This is a genomic window from Pseudomonas sp. NPDC087029, assembly GCF_044745345.1.
GTDB classification, from domain to species: domain Bacteria; phylum Pseudomonadota; class Gammaproteobacteria; order Pseudomonadales; family Pseudomonadaceae; genus Aquipseudomonas; species Aquipseudomonas faucium.
In genome coordinates this window covers 1-15,323 of record NZ_JBIVAB010000013.1, presented here as the reverse complement: position 1 = coordinate 15,323, position 15,323 = coordinate 1, and the positions used below count along the sequence as shown (strand labels likewise).

Annotated in this window: 11 protein-coding genes; all 11 read right to left on the bottom strand. The window is 59.3% G+C overall.

The window, feature by feature from the left end; all coding sequences use genetic code 11:
- Window positions 1-9: 9 nt before the first annotated feature.
- Complete coding sequence (gene tssE, locus ACIPG5_RS19200) at window positions 10-444, bottom strand: type VI secretion system baseplate subunit TssE (RefSeq protein WP_401377197.1); 435 nt, start codon at window positions 442-444, stop codon at window positions 10-12.
- A 5-nt stretch (window positions 445-449) separates the two neighbouring features.
- Window positions 450-986 carry a type VI secretion system lipoprotein TssJ gene (gene tssJ, locus ACIPG5_RS19195; protein ID WP_401377195.1) on the bottom strand — a complete coding sequence of 179 codons (537 nt, stop codon included), beginning with the start codon at window positions 984-986 and terminating at the stop codon, window positions 450-452.
- Window positions 967-2,064 carry a type VI secretion system baseplate subunit TssG gene (tssG, locus tag ACIPG5_RS19190; protein ID WP_401377192.1) on the bottom strand — a complete coding sequence of 366 codons (1,098 nt, stop codon included), beginning with the start codon at window positions 2,062-2,064 and terminating at the stop codon, window positions 967-969. The genes tssJ and tssG overlap by 20 nt, the downstream gene beginning before the upstream one ends.
- Window positions 2,028-3,797, bottom strand: a complete 1,770-nt coding sequence (gene tssF, locus ACIPG5_RS19185; protein ID WP_401377189.1) for a type VI secretion system baseplate subunit TssF — start codon at window positions 3,795-3,797, stop codon at window positions 2,028-2,030. The genes tssG and tssF overlap by 37 nt, the downstream gene beginning before the upstream one ends.
- A 23-nt stretch (window positions 3,798-3,820) precedes the next feature.
- A complete protein-coding gene (tssA, locus tag ACIPG5_RS19180; RefSeq protein WP_401377187.1) occupies window positions 3,821-5,395 on the bottom strand; it encodes a type VI secretion system protein TssA in 1,575 nt (524 codons plus the stop codon).
- On the bottom strand, window positions 5,392-8,667 hold the full coding sequence (locus ACIPG5_RS19175) for an ImcF-related family protein (RefSeq protein WP_401377184.1): 3,276 nt from the start codon (window positions 8,665-8,667) through the stop codon (window positions 5,392-5,394). Before ACIPG5_RS19175 ends, tssA begins: the two co-directional genes overlap by 4 nt.
- Window positions 8,664-9,881 (bottom strand): hypothetical protein, encoded by a 1,218-nt coding sequence (locus ACIPG5_RS19170; protein WP_401377181.1) that lies wholly within the window; start codon window positions 9,879-9,881, stop codon window positions 8,664-8,666. The genes ACIPG5_RS19175 and ACIPG5_RS19170 overlap by 4 nt, the downstream gene beginning before the upstream one ends.
- A gap of 181 nt (window positions 9,882-10,062) precedes the next feature.
- Window positions 10,063-10,755, bottom strand: coding sequence for a DUF3592 domain-containing protein (locus ACIPG5_RS19165; RefSeq protein WP_401377178.1), 693 nt, complete (start codon window positions 10,753-10,755; stop codon window positions 10,063-10,065).
- 189 nt (window positions 10,756-10,944) lie between these two features.
- The gene (locus tag ACIPG5_RS19160; protein ID WP_314614440.1) at window positions 10,945-11,976 is read right to left on the bottom strand and encodes an SUMF1/EgtB/PvdO family nonheme iron enzyme; all 1,032 of its coding nucleotides are present in this window, start codon (window positions 11,974-11,976) and stop codon (window positions 10,945-10,947) included.
- Window positions 11,977-11,988: 12 nt separating this feature from the next.
- Window positions 11,989-14,274, bottom strand: a complete 2,286-nt coding sequence (locus tag ACIPG5_RS19155) for a hypothetical protein (RefSeq protein WP_401377176.1) — start codon at window positions 14,272-14,274, stop codon at window positions 11,989-11,991.
- Between the two features lie 17 nt (window positions 14,275-14,291).
- The coding region (locus ACIPG5_RS19150) for a DUF2345 domain-containing protein (RefSeq protein WP_401377173.1) at window positions 14,292-15,323 on the bottom strand (1,032 nt) is incomplete at its 5' end.

Below are 15,323 nucleotides of genomic sequence, written 5' to 3'. Positions count from 1 at the left end.
TCCCTTCACTCACTGCAGGTAGCCCTGCTGCTTCAGATGGCGCACCGTCACTTTGCCCTCTGGCGCAAGGGTCGTTGCGAACGTCATGCTCGCGCCGCTGTGGAGGGTCATGTTCAGGGTGTATTCGAGATGGCCAGGCAGGGTCTGCGCCAGCATGTCGATGGCAACTGCAGCCAAGCGCGGTTCGTACTTGAGCAAGGTGCCGGTCATGGTGCTCATCAGTGCCTGGGCGGAAGCAGGCAACCCTTGCAAAATGGTACCCATGTCGGGCAGGCCGTAGTCAGGCAGGTGAGCAAGGGCCCCGGCGCGGCTGTTGAGGATGCGCTGCAGGTTGTCCAGCACGGACAACGTCAGCTGGTCTTCTTCGGCAACCTGGTGAAGATCCAGTTCGCCAGCGAAGTTCTGCAGCAACAGCTCGTAAAGTGAAGGCGTCAGTTCAGGCATGCCTGCTACTCCTTCAGCCGTGGGCGCAACGTCAATCGGTTGTCTGCAAGCTCGATCACCCGCGCCTGGTCCGGGTCCAGGTCATCGCGGTCGAGCTGCAGGCGCCAGGCATCTGATTCGGTGCCTGGTGCGCGCAGCAGCGCCACCACCGCAACCATGCGGGTGTCTTTTTCCAGCGGGACGCTCAACAGCGCAGCACCCTCGGGTTTGACGACCAAGGTTCGCTCGCTGAGCAGGTCATCACCCAGCAATCGATGTGCATTGCTCAGCCAGTCGTCGTAGGTAAGGCGCTCCAGGGTCTTGCCGTCGCGCAACTGGTACACCCGGACCATGGTCGCAACCGACAGGCCGCTCATGTCGGCGGCGTCGGTGTTTATCACCGCGCGGCCGACGACATCCAGGTGAAGGGTATTCACCTGCTTGTAAAAGATCGCCGTGGTGACGGCGGCGCTGCTATCGGCCACCTTCTGCGTCAACCCGCAGCCACTTAGCGCCGCGAGCAGCGCCGCGACCTTGAAAAGATCAAAAACGGTACGCGACATGCTGTACCTCCCTGTTGCAAGGATTCAAATGCAGGCCTTGGTAATGGCCCAAATGAAGGGTCATGAGGTCGGATCCCCTGGACGCCTGAAGCGCTTCGGTCAGCCCCATGACTGCCGTCATTCCCAGAATGGCTTTTGCCTTGCCCAATACCGGGACTGGAAGCATGCGCATCGGCAGCGACAACTGCAGTTTCGCCAGGCAGCGCCAACCCAGGTACACCTGCAGCAGCACCAGCAGATCCTGGTGCAGCTGGCCGCCCGGCAGCCAACCCAGCGCTTCATCCGGGTCCTGGGTGCACAGGGCCAGCTGCAGCTGGCTGGTGGCATCGAGGCTGAATGCGCCCAGCGGGGTGCCTTGCCCCAGCGTTACCGGGCTGCTTGGCGACAAGCTCGCGGGCTGATCGAGCAGCACTTTTCTCGGCCAGTGCGCCGTGACATTCGCCTGTGTACGCGGAGCCAGCAGCTTGACCAGCGCGACGATGCCTTCTGCATTGCGCGTTGGCAGGCGCATCACGCTGAGCAAGGCGAGAAAGCGCGACATGGGCGTTGCTATGCGCTCGGCAGACCCAGGTATGCCGAGCCCGATCAAGCCCAGCAGGCACTGGGACGTTGCATCGCTGCCACCGGCCTCGAACGCCGCCGGGTACGAATACTTGCGCCAGATCCGGTAGAACTGGGTGAAGAGGCGGTGATTGAAGATATCCAGGAACGCCTCGACCGCCTCATGCCCTTCGCGGCGCTGGACCAGGTCATCCAGGTAGGCCGTGGGCAGCGGTGAATCGACCCCGTACAGGCCAAGCAGGCGAGTTCGCACCGTGGCCGGTTTGTCCGGGTGGGCTTCATCATGCTCGATTGCCCGCAGTTCACTGGCAGGAAACCCCATGCCCGGGTCTGGGCGAAAGCGGATGACGTCAGCCTCGGGGTGCGCCGTGCTGCCCAGCGGTGGCTGCCCGGGCACGGCCTGCTCCAGCAGCTGGCAGACCCGATACAGATTGGCCTCGGTCAAGTGCCCTTGTAACGCTTGCAGCAAGCCGGTGGCGTTCAGCCGGGCATACGCTGACTGTGGTGCTCGTTCCATCGCAGTGACTTTCCAGTAGGTTGAATGATCAGCGTCAGCTGCGTGCACAGGTGGATGTCGGCATACAACGCGAAGAAGCGGTTGAGCATTTCGCCGAACAGGCTGATATCGCCCTCGCCCGCGAAACCCTTGGCATCCACCGTGACTTCGATGTCCACGCCGCGCAGCAGGAAGCCTTTGTCGAAACGCTGGATGAGGTGATGCTTGACCTCGACGATCGCCTCCAGGCGGCGCCGGTTCATATCGCTGTGGGTCCAGTCATAAAGCGCCAAGGTCCCGCGCAGAACCTCGGCACTGGCAAGCATGGGCAGGAAGTTGGAGCCCAGGTGGCTCAGCACTCGCCAGTGAAAGCGATCACGGTTTGGCGGGTAGCACGGCAAGGTCGGCGCACACAGGTTGCGCACCCGCAAGCCGGCCTGGGCGGACTGTGCAACGGTATCGAGCAGCGTGCTCTGCAGTGCCTTGCGCGGCAGCTGGCCATTGGTGCCGGTCAGGCGCAACGACAGGCTCGCCGGCTCGCTCAGGGCCTGCTGGTCAAAGCCCTCTCCGCCCAGTATCAGCCAGGTGTCATGCAGGCCATTGGCACCACGCCGCAGGCGGGTATGGAAGTAGTGCTCCGGCGCCTGGTCACGCAGCATTCCGCCCTTGTGGCGAAAGCTGGTGAACGGCACGTAGTCGTACCGCGTGGCGTTTTTCGTACCGGTGACGCGGTCGACCGAATAGATTTCGGTATGGCCATCCTGCAGACGCATGGGGCGCAGCAGGTAGTCGCTGTGCAGGGGGTCGACCGTCAGTGGGTCGGCCTCCAGCGGGAACAGGTTGATGACCGGCACTGCGTGCAGGCGAATGTGTTCGGCGTTCGGTGTGAACGCATGGGGCCAGGCCCCCGTGAACACCACCTCGAGCTCGAACCAGGGCGTGCCGGCAGCGAGCTTCAGCTGCTGCAAGCCCTGCAGCGTCACGAACATGAACTTCTCACGGAAGGTGAAGTACTCCAGCAGCAGCTGGTAACCGCTGAAGGCACTGTCCCCTTTGGGCCAGAGGCGGTCCTCCTGGGCAAAGCCCTTGGGCGAGAAATGGCCACCGAGTGGCCGACGCCCCTGCTGGCCGGGCACGCGCACGTACAGCTGCGCAACGTTGAGCGTCAATGCCTGGTGCAACGCGCTGGTCAAGGCCGCATCGCCATGCAAATAGAGAGGCAAATCGGCAAGCTCGACCTGAGCCCAATCAGCCAGCACACCGCACGTAAAGCGAAGGCGCAACAGGGCTCGCCCATCGAGCTCATGATCAAGACCAGCGGTGCCCAAGCTCAGTGGCTGCAACTTGACGGCCTGGGTGGTGGCGTACTGGCAGCGGGTTCGATCCGGCCCTATGGGTTGCGAAAGGACCTGAAACCCCGGCGCAACCCCTTCACTGCCTTTCATCTGGTCGATCTCGGGCAGCAGTTCGATGATCGACAACGAGGGGATGGTGCGCAGGTAATGGGGCCACAGAAGGCTTACCAGCCCTTCGGTCAGCTCGGGAAGGTCGTCATCGAGCTTCTCGCGAAGGCGCCCCATCAAAAATGCAAACCCCTCGAAAAGGCGTTCTACATAGGGGTCGTCGGCACCCGGCTTGTCCAGGTTCAACTGGGCTGCACGGTCAGGGAAGGCTTGCGCAAACTCCTTGCCGGCTTCGCGCAGGTAGCGCATCTCGGCATCGAAGTAACGCAGCGTCGGATTATCCGTATTCAAGAAAACGTTCCTGTTCGAAGGCGCTAGCTGCAAAGCACTGCGGCGCGCACGGGGTCGATTGCAACGAGCGCAGCCAGCTGCGCCTCCATCTGCCCAGCCAGGCTGGGCTTGTCGGCATCGTTGCGCTGGGCTTTGAGACGCAGCAATTTGAGTAGCCGCGCCTTGACTTCGAAATACAGCTGCGGCTCCCATTGCGAGAGGCCATGGCGTTGGCCACTGGCATCGAGCTCGCTGAGCAGGTGCAAGGCCAACTCAGTTTTGCCGTGCTGCTCGGCCACGCGCGCCATTACCAGGCGCAGCAGCCAGCGCTGGCGCCCGGTTGCCAGGTCGGTGCGCGCAGCCAGCCATGCCAGGGCTCGCTCGATGCCATCGCTGTCCGCCTGCGCCAACGCTTCGCTTTCCAGGCTCAGTACATCGTCTTCGCCCGCCCCGCCCACTGGCGCAGCGGCGGGCAGCCATTGGTGGGCAGCATTGCCGCTGACGTGCTGGTTGATCCAGTCACGGGTCGCTTCATCCGCGAAGGGGGTGCCATCGCTCCAGCGCAACAGCTCAATACCCGCCAGCCGCTCGAGGAACATGCCCAGGTCACGTTTGACGATGCCCGCCCAACTGCTGTCGTGGGCCGCCGACTGGCTCAACGCCTGGTACAGGTACCAATGCAGGTCCAGCCAGAAGTGGTTCACCCCTTCCGTGAACATCTGCTCGACCTGATCGAGCAGCGCGCTCCACGCCTGCTGCAAGTACAGGCGCTGGAGCTGGGCACGGTACTCGCCGCGCGGCGCCGACAGGCGCGTAATACCCTCGGCATCATGGGGCGGTACCTGGTGCAGCGTGTCCCAGCGCAGGCTTCTGAGCAGCCGATGGGCCGCGAGCCAGCCTTCGGGTTGCTCGCGCAGGTAACGCGCCAGGTTGCGGCCGCTGTCCAGCACATCACGACCGGACTTGATGGCCACCGGCGCCTGCTGGGGGGCCGCCTGTGCGGCGCTGGTCTGAGGAACGATCGCATCAACCCCACCCGACTGCGCCAGGCGACTGGACAGGGCACTGATCAAGGGTGACAAGTTGGGCCGATGCGCTTCAGGCCATGCATCGAGGCCACTGCGCAGCCAGGCGAGTGCGGCCACCGTTCTTTGCGCCTGCGCCTTCACCACTTGCGGATAACGCGACAGGCTGTCCAGCACCTTGCTGCTGGCCAGCCAGTCCATGGCCAGCTTGCGGCTGTTGGCGCGGGCAGGCAGCACCTGCGTGCCGTAGCGCTCGACCAACGCCGCCAGAAGGCTCAGGCCGTCTGCCAGCCCCGCCTCCCCGCCCTTGTGCAGGCGCGCCCAGAGGTAATAGGTAGCGACGCGCAGGTCTTTGCAGGTGTGCTTGAGCAGCTGCTCTGCCAGCGCGATCACTAGCTCGACATCCGCACCGGAAAGCTTGTTGACCTCCTCGCGCATGCGCTGGAAGTCGTCTTCGTGAGCCGGGTCATCGCCCGCAGGAGCGTCCGCACGGATGGGCTGCAGCCACGCGTCCCAGCATTGCCCCTGTTGTCGCGCCAGGAGCAAGGGGTCTTCTGTCGGCAAGCAACTGCCAATCAACTTGTTCAACATCATCGGGCTTCTCCTCGCAGTGCGACGCGCTGCACGTTTGCGTCGTCCACCAAAAAGATGTCCCGCGGCAGCGTGAAGCCCCGCAGCTCAAGCAACGCGATGGGCCCACCGGCCAATTCGGTGCGCAGGTGCCAGGTCAGGCCGAGGCCATCTGGCGCCTTGAGCACCACACGCATCTGGCTGCCGCCGTCGTCGAGGTGGGTCACCTGGGCCTGCTCGAGCAGGCGTATCAGGCCCCAGGTGCCCTGCAGGTCGGCGAACAGGCGCTCGCCTGTGTGCACGCTGGTCCAGGTCAGGCTGACGCCGGGATAGTCGCTCTGCCCCGGCCAGCGAAAGCGCTGCCAGCGCTCGCGCTGGTTGAAGTAGTGGTGCTTCTCGCCATTGAGGATGAAGGTGGTCTGCACCACATCGCGCACCGGCTTGCCGCGCAGCTCGAAGCTCAGGCCCATGCCGCCGTCGGTGTAGAGCACATCCGCCAGCTGGCTGAGCTGGTTGATCGCCGCCAGGAACTGCGGGTTGAAGCGCAGGCCCTGGCTGTAACGCGGGTCGGCTACCCAGCGGCTGCCTTCCTTGCGCAGCAGCCCCGACAACTGCTCGCGCAGGAACTGCTCGATGCGCCCTGAGTCGGCGCGGATCATCTGCCCCAACATGGGCAGCGACGCATCGCTGGAGGTGACGGCAAAGGGGTAGCGGCCGGCGAATGCGCCGTTCCACTCATCGACCACGGCGCGTTGCCAGTTGCGGTTCAAGCCGGCGGCCGAGGGCTGCAGCACGCGCTGCCAGGCCTGGTCCAAAGGTTGCACGAACAGGGCCTGCGCAGCGCCGCCCCATTCGGCGCCCAGGCTTGCGGCGATCAGGCTGCCGTAGGCCTGGGTTTCGGTCAGGTCGACGCGCTTGCCCTGGAACACCGTTTGCGCCAGGGCTTGGGTCATGGCCTGCGGGTCTGGCGCCTGGGTGACCTGCTGCAGCTTCAGGCGGGTGCTGGTCACGCGGGTGAGAAAGGCCTGCAGGCTCAGGCTGTCATCGCGAAGCTGCCCTTCCGGTTTTTTGCCCAACAGCGTAAGTAGCGGCCCGAAGGTGCTGTCCAGCGGGCCGCTCTGGCCCTGGGGCAATTGTTCGATGAGCGCCGGCTTGTCCTGGCCGATCAGGTTTTGTGCGGACTGGATCAAGGAATCGGCCAGGGCCTGGCCACGCATGCCCGCCTGGCCCTGATACGCCAGGGTGTTCATCAAGGCGATCAGCGGCGACTGTCGGGCATCGCTCATCAGCGTCAGCTGAGCGATCACTTCGTCCAGGCTGCCTCGCTGCTGCCAGCGCAGGCTGTTGAGAAAGGCCAGCCAGGCGCTGCCGTAGTCCTGGAAGTAGCGCGCGGTCAGGCGCTCGCGGAGCTGGTCGGGGCTGAGCTCTGCGGCGAGGGTTTGCGGGTTGTCGCTGAGCACCCAGTCGATTTGTTCGCGGCACGCGCTGGCGGCCTCGTCGATGGCCTGGCGCACGTGGCCTTCCCAGGCTTGGCGGGTGAACACGCCAGGGACGCTGGCCGCGGTGTCGAACAAGGCGCTGGCATCGGTGTCGCCGACCAGCTGCTGCAGGCCCTGCGCCGGGTAATGGTTGGCCGCCGCATCGAGTGCGCGCTGGTAGAGGCTGGTGTCGGCGTTGCGCTGGCCGAGTTGGCCGAGCAGCACCTGGCGAACCTGGGCGATGAGCCTGGCGTCGGCCTGGATGGCCCAGTCGGGGTTGGCGGGCAGTTGCTCGGCGAAGAAGGTCCACAGCGTGGGCTCGGCAGCGCCGAGGGTGCGGACCAGGAAGGCTGCGTCGGCCTTCTCTGGGCGAGCCAGCATGAGGTAGGCCTTGAGCTGGTCGTAGGTTTCTCGGGCCCGCTTACTGCGCTCAGGACTGTTCGGGGGAAGTTTGACCAGGGCATTGAGTTGGGCTTTCAGCACAGACGCAGCCGGATCGCGCAAGAGTCGGTTATTGGCGCCCACATAGTGCGGCCACAGGGCATCGCGTAAAGCCTTGCTGCGATCCAGGCCGAAGCGCTGGTACCAGGGGGCACCGTGTTCGGTGCGGTAGTCCAAGCGCGATAACTCGCGGACCAATTCGTCCAAGGCAACGCGTGAATCGTGCGCTTCAGCCGGTTGCTGCAGCGTCGCCAATGCCGCCTCTACCCGGCCGACTTCGGCGCGGTTGCTGGCAAAGGAGAGCAGCAGGCCTGCGCCCCACATTGCAGTGAAGCTCAGGGCCGCAACGTAACCTATTCGGCTAGCACTCCAGCCCAGGCGCTGCGGATTGGCCGAGCGGTCACCCAACACGCCATGCCAGGCCGGAGCCGGCAGCCAGTGATGGGCTGTGCTCGACGTGTCCCTAGGCGCCAGCGGCAAGCTGAACCACAACCCACGCAACGAAACGCCACGTCCCCCCTCTGCCACAGACATTGCGGCTCGCCAACGCGCACCGCCGTCGGCCTGAAGGTCGCGCGATAAGCGCAGCAGGAAATCATGGGCGAGGTCGTTCTGAAGCTGCGCCAAACCCTGTTCACGCAGCGGTTGCCGCAATCTTTGCAGTAGCGCATCCAGCTGCGTTGCCGTAAACCGCGCCGGCAGGCTGCAGCCCACCGGTTGTACCTCGCGTGCGGATTGCGGCCAGGCACTTTCGCAGACCTGCCACAGATGCAGCGGCAATTGCCAACGCACGTGCTTGGCGAGATTTTGCAAGCGGCGGGCGCCGCTGCTCATCGCCGTGACATCGCGGCTCTGCTCCTTGCTCACTACCCAAATGACACTATCAAGCCCATGCCCTTTGGCGAGTAACTCTATATCCGGTTCTACCTGCATGCCGCCGCCGTGCAACAGCACCGCATTTGGCGTTTCGAGCCACTGCTGCTCAGCTAAACCTGGGGCAATGGCGTCAATCTGCTCCGGCTCGCCGACCACGAGCAACAGGCGCACTTTGCGGCGCCAGAAGTAACCATAATGATCGCGCAGCGATTGTTTGACGGTGTTGGCCGTAGACTCGCTGCGAGCAGGGCTGGGGAACAGCCGCGACAGCGAATGGGTTACACGCGAGGAAAACTCCAATGATGCCAACTTCCTGATACCCAGCGCGCCAAGGCCATCGAGGAGCAACACAAGCAAACATAACCCGAGCACACCGGCAAATAGCCTCAGCTGGCTGTTCTCATCGGTTACAGAAACGATCGGGTTGTCGACCCAAATCAATATCCCGCCGATGACAACCATGCAAAGGAGCACAATCCAGATGCTAGTTTGCTTTCTCATGACTTGATTTCACTTCCAGTCTGTACAGCGGGTCGTATGACGCACCATTGCGGTGAAGCGTCCTGCAACATGACCAACTGTGGCTGAACATCCGCCGCCGCTTGCTCGCTGGCGACAATGATTGTGATGTTGCCCAAAGCGCTGGCTGGCCGGCCAAACGCGTCGTCCAGCCGCATACACTTATCGATGTCGAGCGAACGACCTGCACGTTCCATTGCGATACTCACAGCGCATAGGACATCGCCAGGTATCTGCGCCTGCCAGACAAAACAAGGCTCGTTGTCCCCTATGCGCCCCCAACGCAACACGTCCTGCAGTGACTTCGCCTCGTTGGTCATTGGCACAGGGCGATGGATCCATGCCTCTGGCGTAAGGTTTTGCATTTCGCAAAACTGCGATTGAGCGAGCAACAAGGCAGAGACCGATTCAGCCTGCTCCGAAACGGGCTCCTGGAACACATTGATCTCAAGCGACAGCAAGAGCGAACAGGCTTCGGGCTGATCCAGCCACTCATCCAGCCAGAGCACACCGTCGTCCTGTGTCGCGAACCGCACCTGGTCAATTGCCAAGTCTTCGGCTGCACAGGAGCGCCACACCGACAGGACCTCAGCATCGCTGAGTACTCCGTTGTGCTTGATCCGAAGGTTTAACGGTGCTGATCGCCCGTAGCGCTGCAACTCGCCATTGAGGCCGCACATCAATTGCTGCAGGAACAACTGCAAGCGCCTCTGATATGAATGCACCGCAGTGCCATCGCCTAAGGGCATCAGTTGACTCGCACGCAAGGTCGAATCCACATCCGACAGGTAGACAGGTTGCAAGCGTGTACTTGAACTGCGTAACGCCCGAGCCAGTTGATTGTTGCCTGCCGGGGTGCGGTAAGAGGTTGCCAACAAGGCGATGGCGCGCTGCCCGTGTGCTATCAGCAAGCGCTCATGTTCGGTGTGTTGCCGGTTCCAGCTCTGCGCGTATTCCCGCGCCTGTTCATAAGCCCTTGTGCGCAGAGCGAACAATAAAAGCCCGGCCACCGACGGCAGTACAAGCACACAACACCAGAACCACCCCGACATCCGCCAGCTATCACTTGGCCAGAACAGAACCCCAAGGCTTCCGCCCAGTAGGCAACACAATAAAATCACGAGTAGCCAGCGCCTTTTATCGGGAGCCGACGGCGGCACAAGCCTCTCAGGTAAGGTGTCGAGGTCAACCGGCACGTCAACGCCTCCCTGCCTGTGGCAAGCAAGTGATCAAGATGCAACTGCAATCACGACGATCGCCGAGCGAAGCCATCGGGCGGTTTCTGTGAATGAAACCTTGATCGCCCGAACAACGCATGTCGCCGATACGAATGACACCCTTCATACAGAGCTCCCCATAAACATTGCGCAGCAGTCATCAATCCGCAGATTCAGGCAGGAAGGACAGATCAACGTGATACTTTCCGGGGTTTTTCGGATCGACAAATACTTTGATCTTGTCGCTGCTGATGTAAGGCGTTGGATCGAACCAGACATTGTCACTTTCCAATCGATGCAACAAGCCGGTTGTCGGATTCAGCCATTGACAGACAATCAGGTAGGGATGTTGACCGTTGATTGAAAACGAGTGATTCACGGCAACTGACTGGTAATTTGCCTGTACCACCTGACCCTGCTGTCTCAGGTGTTTTATCTTGCGGATTTTGAGACGACCGACCAGGGCCATTGCAATGCCCGCCAATAAAAACGGACTGCCTATCAACATCATTGGAATTGCAATACGCCATCGGGAAAGAAACGATTTTACCCTGGCACCCTGAGGGTCAGCGGAGGGATAGGCCACCTCAATCTTTTTTCCTATCGGGTTATATTTTTCATTGAGGCTATCGCGCGAAGTAAACTCTACAGTTGCACCCTCCCTGTCGAGGAATTGCACAACAGGCTTGATCGCACCCGTTGTGGGCGATCGCCCATACGCTATTATCGTACCTTCCGTGGAAATGGCCTCAGCCAAAAAATCGCTGGACTTTTTATAGGAAAGCGCACCCATGGCTACCAGCCCGCTCCCTATCATGAGAAACGCCCATTTTATTACTGGTACATCTTTCATACGCCCCCAACGCGCCCGAGCAACCCAGCGCCAAAAGTCTTAGTGGAAATCTAAAGTTATCAAACAACGGGCACACACCATCGATCACGTAGCTCAGGGCTTGGTGAACCTTTAACGAAGAATCAGGCGTACCGACCCGTATCGCTTACGAACTCAATGACAACCCAAAATAACAGACATGAACCTGCCTTAGTTCACAGGAGTTGCGCTATTCACCACGCAACGTGCAGTCTTACCTACGACGGCTAACAGTTCTGTTCCAAGAATGAAGCCGCTGATATACCCATCCGGACTTCTGAAGCTACGCTGTACATTTACCCCGCCCCCCCAAAGCGGATTTGCATAGCTTATTCCTCGCAACACTTTGGCATAGTTGCCGTTAGATTCTGGGCCTTTGTAGACAGGCTTACTGGGGCCTTGAGGGTCCTGAATAGGCGAGTTTTTGTAATAGTCGGGGTCATACCAATCTTTAACCCACTCCAGGCCATTATCGGACATGCCATACAAGCCCAGCGGATTAGGGGCAAATCTATCGACCGGCAGCGGAGTGTGTATACCGGTTTTCCATCCCATCTCTTCAGCAAACGCTTTTCTGTCCCAAGAAGTAGAAATATTGATTCCTTTGGGGCCATCCCGCCATTCCGCAGTCACTTCATCATCAGTCACCTTATAGGTACCGTCGTCCGTGGCGACCATGAAGAAACGACCCCGACTGCGAGCTGCGTACTCCCACTGAGCTTCAGTAGGCAACGCAAATGGCAATTGGCTAACATCCGCCAACCAACTGCAGTATTTCTCTGCCTCATACCAATCAATGGGTGCTGGATTACTCGGCGGCACGCTGACGAACTCATACTGGTCATCTTCAGCAATGTATTTCAGCACCGAAGAATCATTCAACCTCGAATACAATGAGTATTCTCGATTAGTAATTTTGAATTTTGACATCGAATAACTACTGAGCCGAACCCGATGCAGTGGCTTACTGTCTTTATCAAGGTCATACGGTAGCCTTTCTGGCCCATACTGCGAACCGTAGTCGCCCATTAGATATTCCCCACCCTCAACAAAGATCATATTATCTTTGACCTCCCTAATGAAAGCATCCAGCTCCTCACTTGTAACGTCTCTGCCACCCTCTCTTTCCTGCCCAATTAGGAGATCGCATCCTGCCAATACACAAGCAGCAAACAAACCAAGCGCCACTCTCGAAAAACCCATATCCACCCCAAATTATGCCAGCTGATTTGAATCTTCATCACAGGGCAAAAACATACAGCGCTGTGGATAATGAGGATTAGCCATACTATTGATTTTGTAATACCACGTATCATTCATGGCAAGCGCATACCCCCAGGCAATCTCTATCTTTAACCTCTGTCGAATAGAGACCATTTCATACTTAGCATTATGAAGCTCGCCATCACGATTGAAACCTAACTGCAAAAAATTAAAGAGATGCTGCTCTTGCTCTTTTTCAACAGAGGCCTCATCAGCATTTTTAGCCAAGTTGCTACCATCCACCGTCAACCGGCACAACACCTTTCGCCATTCGGCACGGGTCTGGATACTCCTCAGCACCCAGATTACCGCCTCTTTACGAGTCGTAAATACATCAAGAAAAGCGCTACTTCGATTTTCAGGATCCATGTGATCCCATTTCCCATGCCGCGTAAGAAGATACAAAAGTATGCCCTTCGCCTCGGGCGTATATCGCAGTAATTCTTGTCTGCGAGAAACCGTATTAGATGCTAAAGCGTTCCTTTTCTGAGAAGACGCCAATCCATTTCGACCCTCAACAACAAATTCGTCAACGACACCCCGAAATTTTTTTGAAACCTCAATAGCTGAGCCTGAAAGGCGGCCGTAGGATTGATAAACTGTTAGCGCTGCGTCTGCCATTTGCATTACACAATACTGACTGTAGGCAGAAAAAGCGCCCTCCTCCACCACGTCAAAAAACCTATAATTCAAACGATACAACTGATAAATCAACCAAGCCCCAAATTCGATAATTGTGCTGACGCCCACCTCACAGATAACTGCACCTTTCGCCCCTACCCCCCAACACAAACTGGCGGCCACATGAAAGCAAAACCTGCCATTGATAAACGTGCAATAAAACTTACCCCCCAGGCCCGCCCCCGCCATCCCAGAAATGCTACTGGCAATGCTGCAAAAGTCAGTAAACTCGCCAGTGGACTTCAACAAACCGGCAGCCATATTGTCAGGATCAAAGGGTTCAGCCGGTTTCAACCATTGCAAACTCCCCTTGAGTCCGGCCTCCGCCCGCACACCCGCAAAGCCTTCAGCAGACAGGTTCAGCCCTTCCTCTTCCCTGGCCATCTGTTGGTAAAACACAGCCCCACGCGTGCGCCGCTCCTTGAAACGCGGCAGCCGCCCCCCCTTCTGTCCAGCCAGCACTTGATTGTCGCCTTTGACCATCACCTGCAACTGCCCTTCGAGCATTGCCGACGCGCCGATGAACCCCGTTAACCGCTGGGCTACCACCAGGCGGAAATGCCCCATGTCGAACAGTTGCTGTTTGCTGTCGGTGTACTTCAGGTTCCAGCCGAAACGGTCTGGCACGTACGCAGTAAGGGCGACCGTACCTGAGGCCAAGGTCAGGCTGGCTTTGCCCTCGCCCTTGATCGACGCCTGAGACTTGTGGGGATCGAATTCGGCGCTGGCGCCCATGTTGGCGACGAAGCGCATGAATTGCGCCCCTGCGCAAAAATCCACGTTGGCGATGGCATCCTTCTTCTCGCCCTGCAAGCTGTGATTCCAGCTTTCCGCCCAATCGAAGAGCACCTCATCAATGCCCAAACTTTTAAGGTCGAAATCCGGGTTGGCCCACTTCAGTACATCTTTGAGTTCAAGCTTCAGTTTCGGCCACTCAAGCGCACTCAGTTGCTTGGCGAGTTTTCCGGTATCGATCAAGGCCCTGCCATGCTTGTCCTTGCTGATGAAACTTTGTGCCCCTCCTTTGCCGTCACTGCTTTTGAGGGACACCGAATGCAGTTTGAGCCCTTGCTGGGTTTTGCTGAAGTAGCCTTTCTTGACGAATGCATAACGCGACGACTTACCGCCTTTTTTGCCCTTGCCGCCCCGCCCGGCAATGGGAATAAGTTCGACTACATCGTCATAGCTCATGCCCTCCATCGAAAACTCGCCCAGTTTTTCATGGAGGGCTTTGCGGTTTTCAGCCAGCGCCTGCTCGGCGGCTCTCACCGCTTTGTGGTGAGTTTCCTGCTGCAAGGGTGAGAGGCCGGTCGGGGCTGCACGACCATAGGCTTCCAGTGCGCTGGAATAGCGCTCTGCGGCCTGGTGAAAGGCATCCATGCTTACCAGCATGCCCCGCCAATGGTTTTCGAATGCGCCCGCTTCGCCGTCTGCGACGAACACCAGTTCCTCAGTTTCAGGACGGAAATAGCACTGCACGGACGAGTGATAAGCAATCGCCACGGCGCCTTTTTTGCTGAGCTGCGTTTGTGCCGCTGGCGTACTCGCTTGATCCATGTGTAAAAGCTCCATGCTCATTCAAAGAACAACTTGATGTTTTCCAGATCAAGGCCGTAATGGGACTGGGTATATCCATCTCCATCGGTTATGCCATCCGCGACAGTGCCGTCGGCAGCTTCGATTCGGTAGGGCACATGTGCCATCGGCTCGTCGCTTTGCTTATCTCTGATTTGGAAACGGCCCTGAGCCTGGAACTGATACACAGGGTCTTGCATCTGCATGGCTACAAGCGCCTCGTCGAGTGATGCCGAACCACCCCATTCGATGTGATCGTTAAGTATGCGTACTTCGCCGGGCGCGCCGATTTCGATGGAGCCGTCCTTCAGTTTCAGGTACGCGCCACGACTGACCAAGGTGATGCCCTGTTGTGCATTGAGCACCATCTCGCCATTGATGCTATTGAGGGTCATTGCCTTGTCGGCCTTTAGTGTCATGGCATCGCTTTGCGCCTGAATCTCAACAGGCCCACGCGCGGCGAGGAACTTGAGCCCCAACCGTTGGGCAAATAGACTGATGGCGTCTCCCGCTGCAACGCTCAAGCGCCTCAAGACGGTGAGGTCGGCACTATCCCCTGCCGTGGCAATGAGATTCGCACCTGCCGACAACTGCAGATTGCTAGGCGTTGTCAGCGCCATACCGGCCGGTGCAGAGGCGATCAAGCCAGCCTCGGCCAAATTGATGAGTGCTTTGTTCAAGGACTGCTGGGATTCCATATCAGCAGGTAAAGCCCCCGAAGCCGAAGCACTTTGCGCCAGCGCCGCTACGAGCTGGATCGCTTTGCGCAGCTCATTGGATGCTTCACGCATGTCGAGCATCTGGCCATGCGCTTTCGCTTGCCCATCCGCACTGATGAACAGCCCTTTACCGCCGCGAATCGCGCCCCAGGCATCGGTCCTCAGCTCAAACCCCTCACCACGCTTCTGCTTCTGCCCATCAACCACATGCCCCAGGTTGAGCTGGCTCTTGCCGCCATGCTCGGAACTCAGCTTGACGTGCTCCTGCCCCCGGGTGTCGTCCATGCGCAGCTTGTTGTTGGCCGGTGTGCG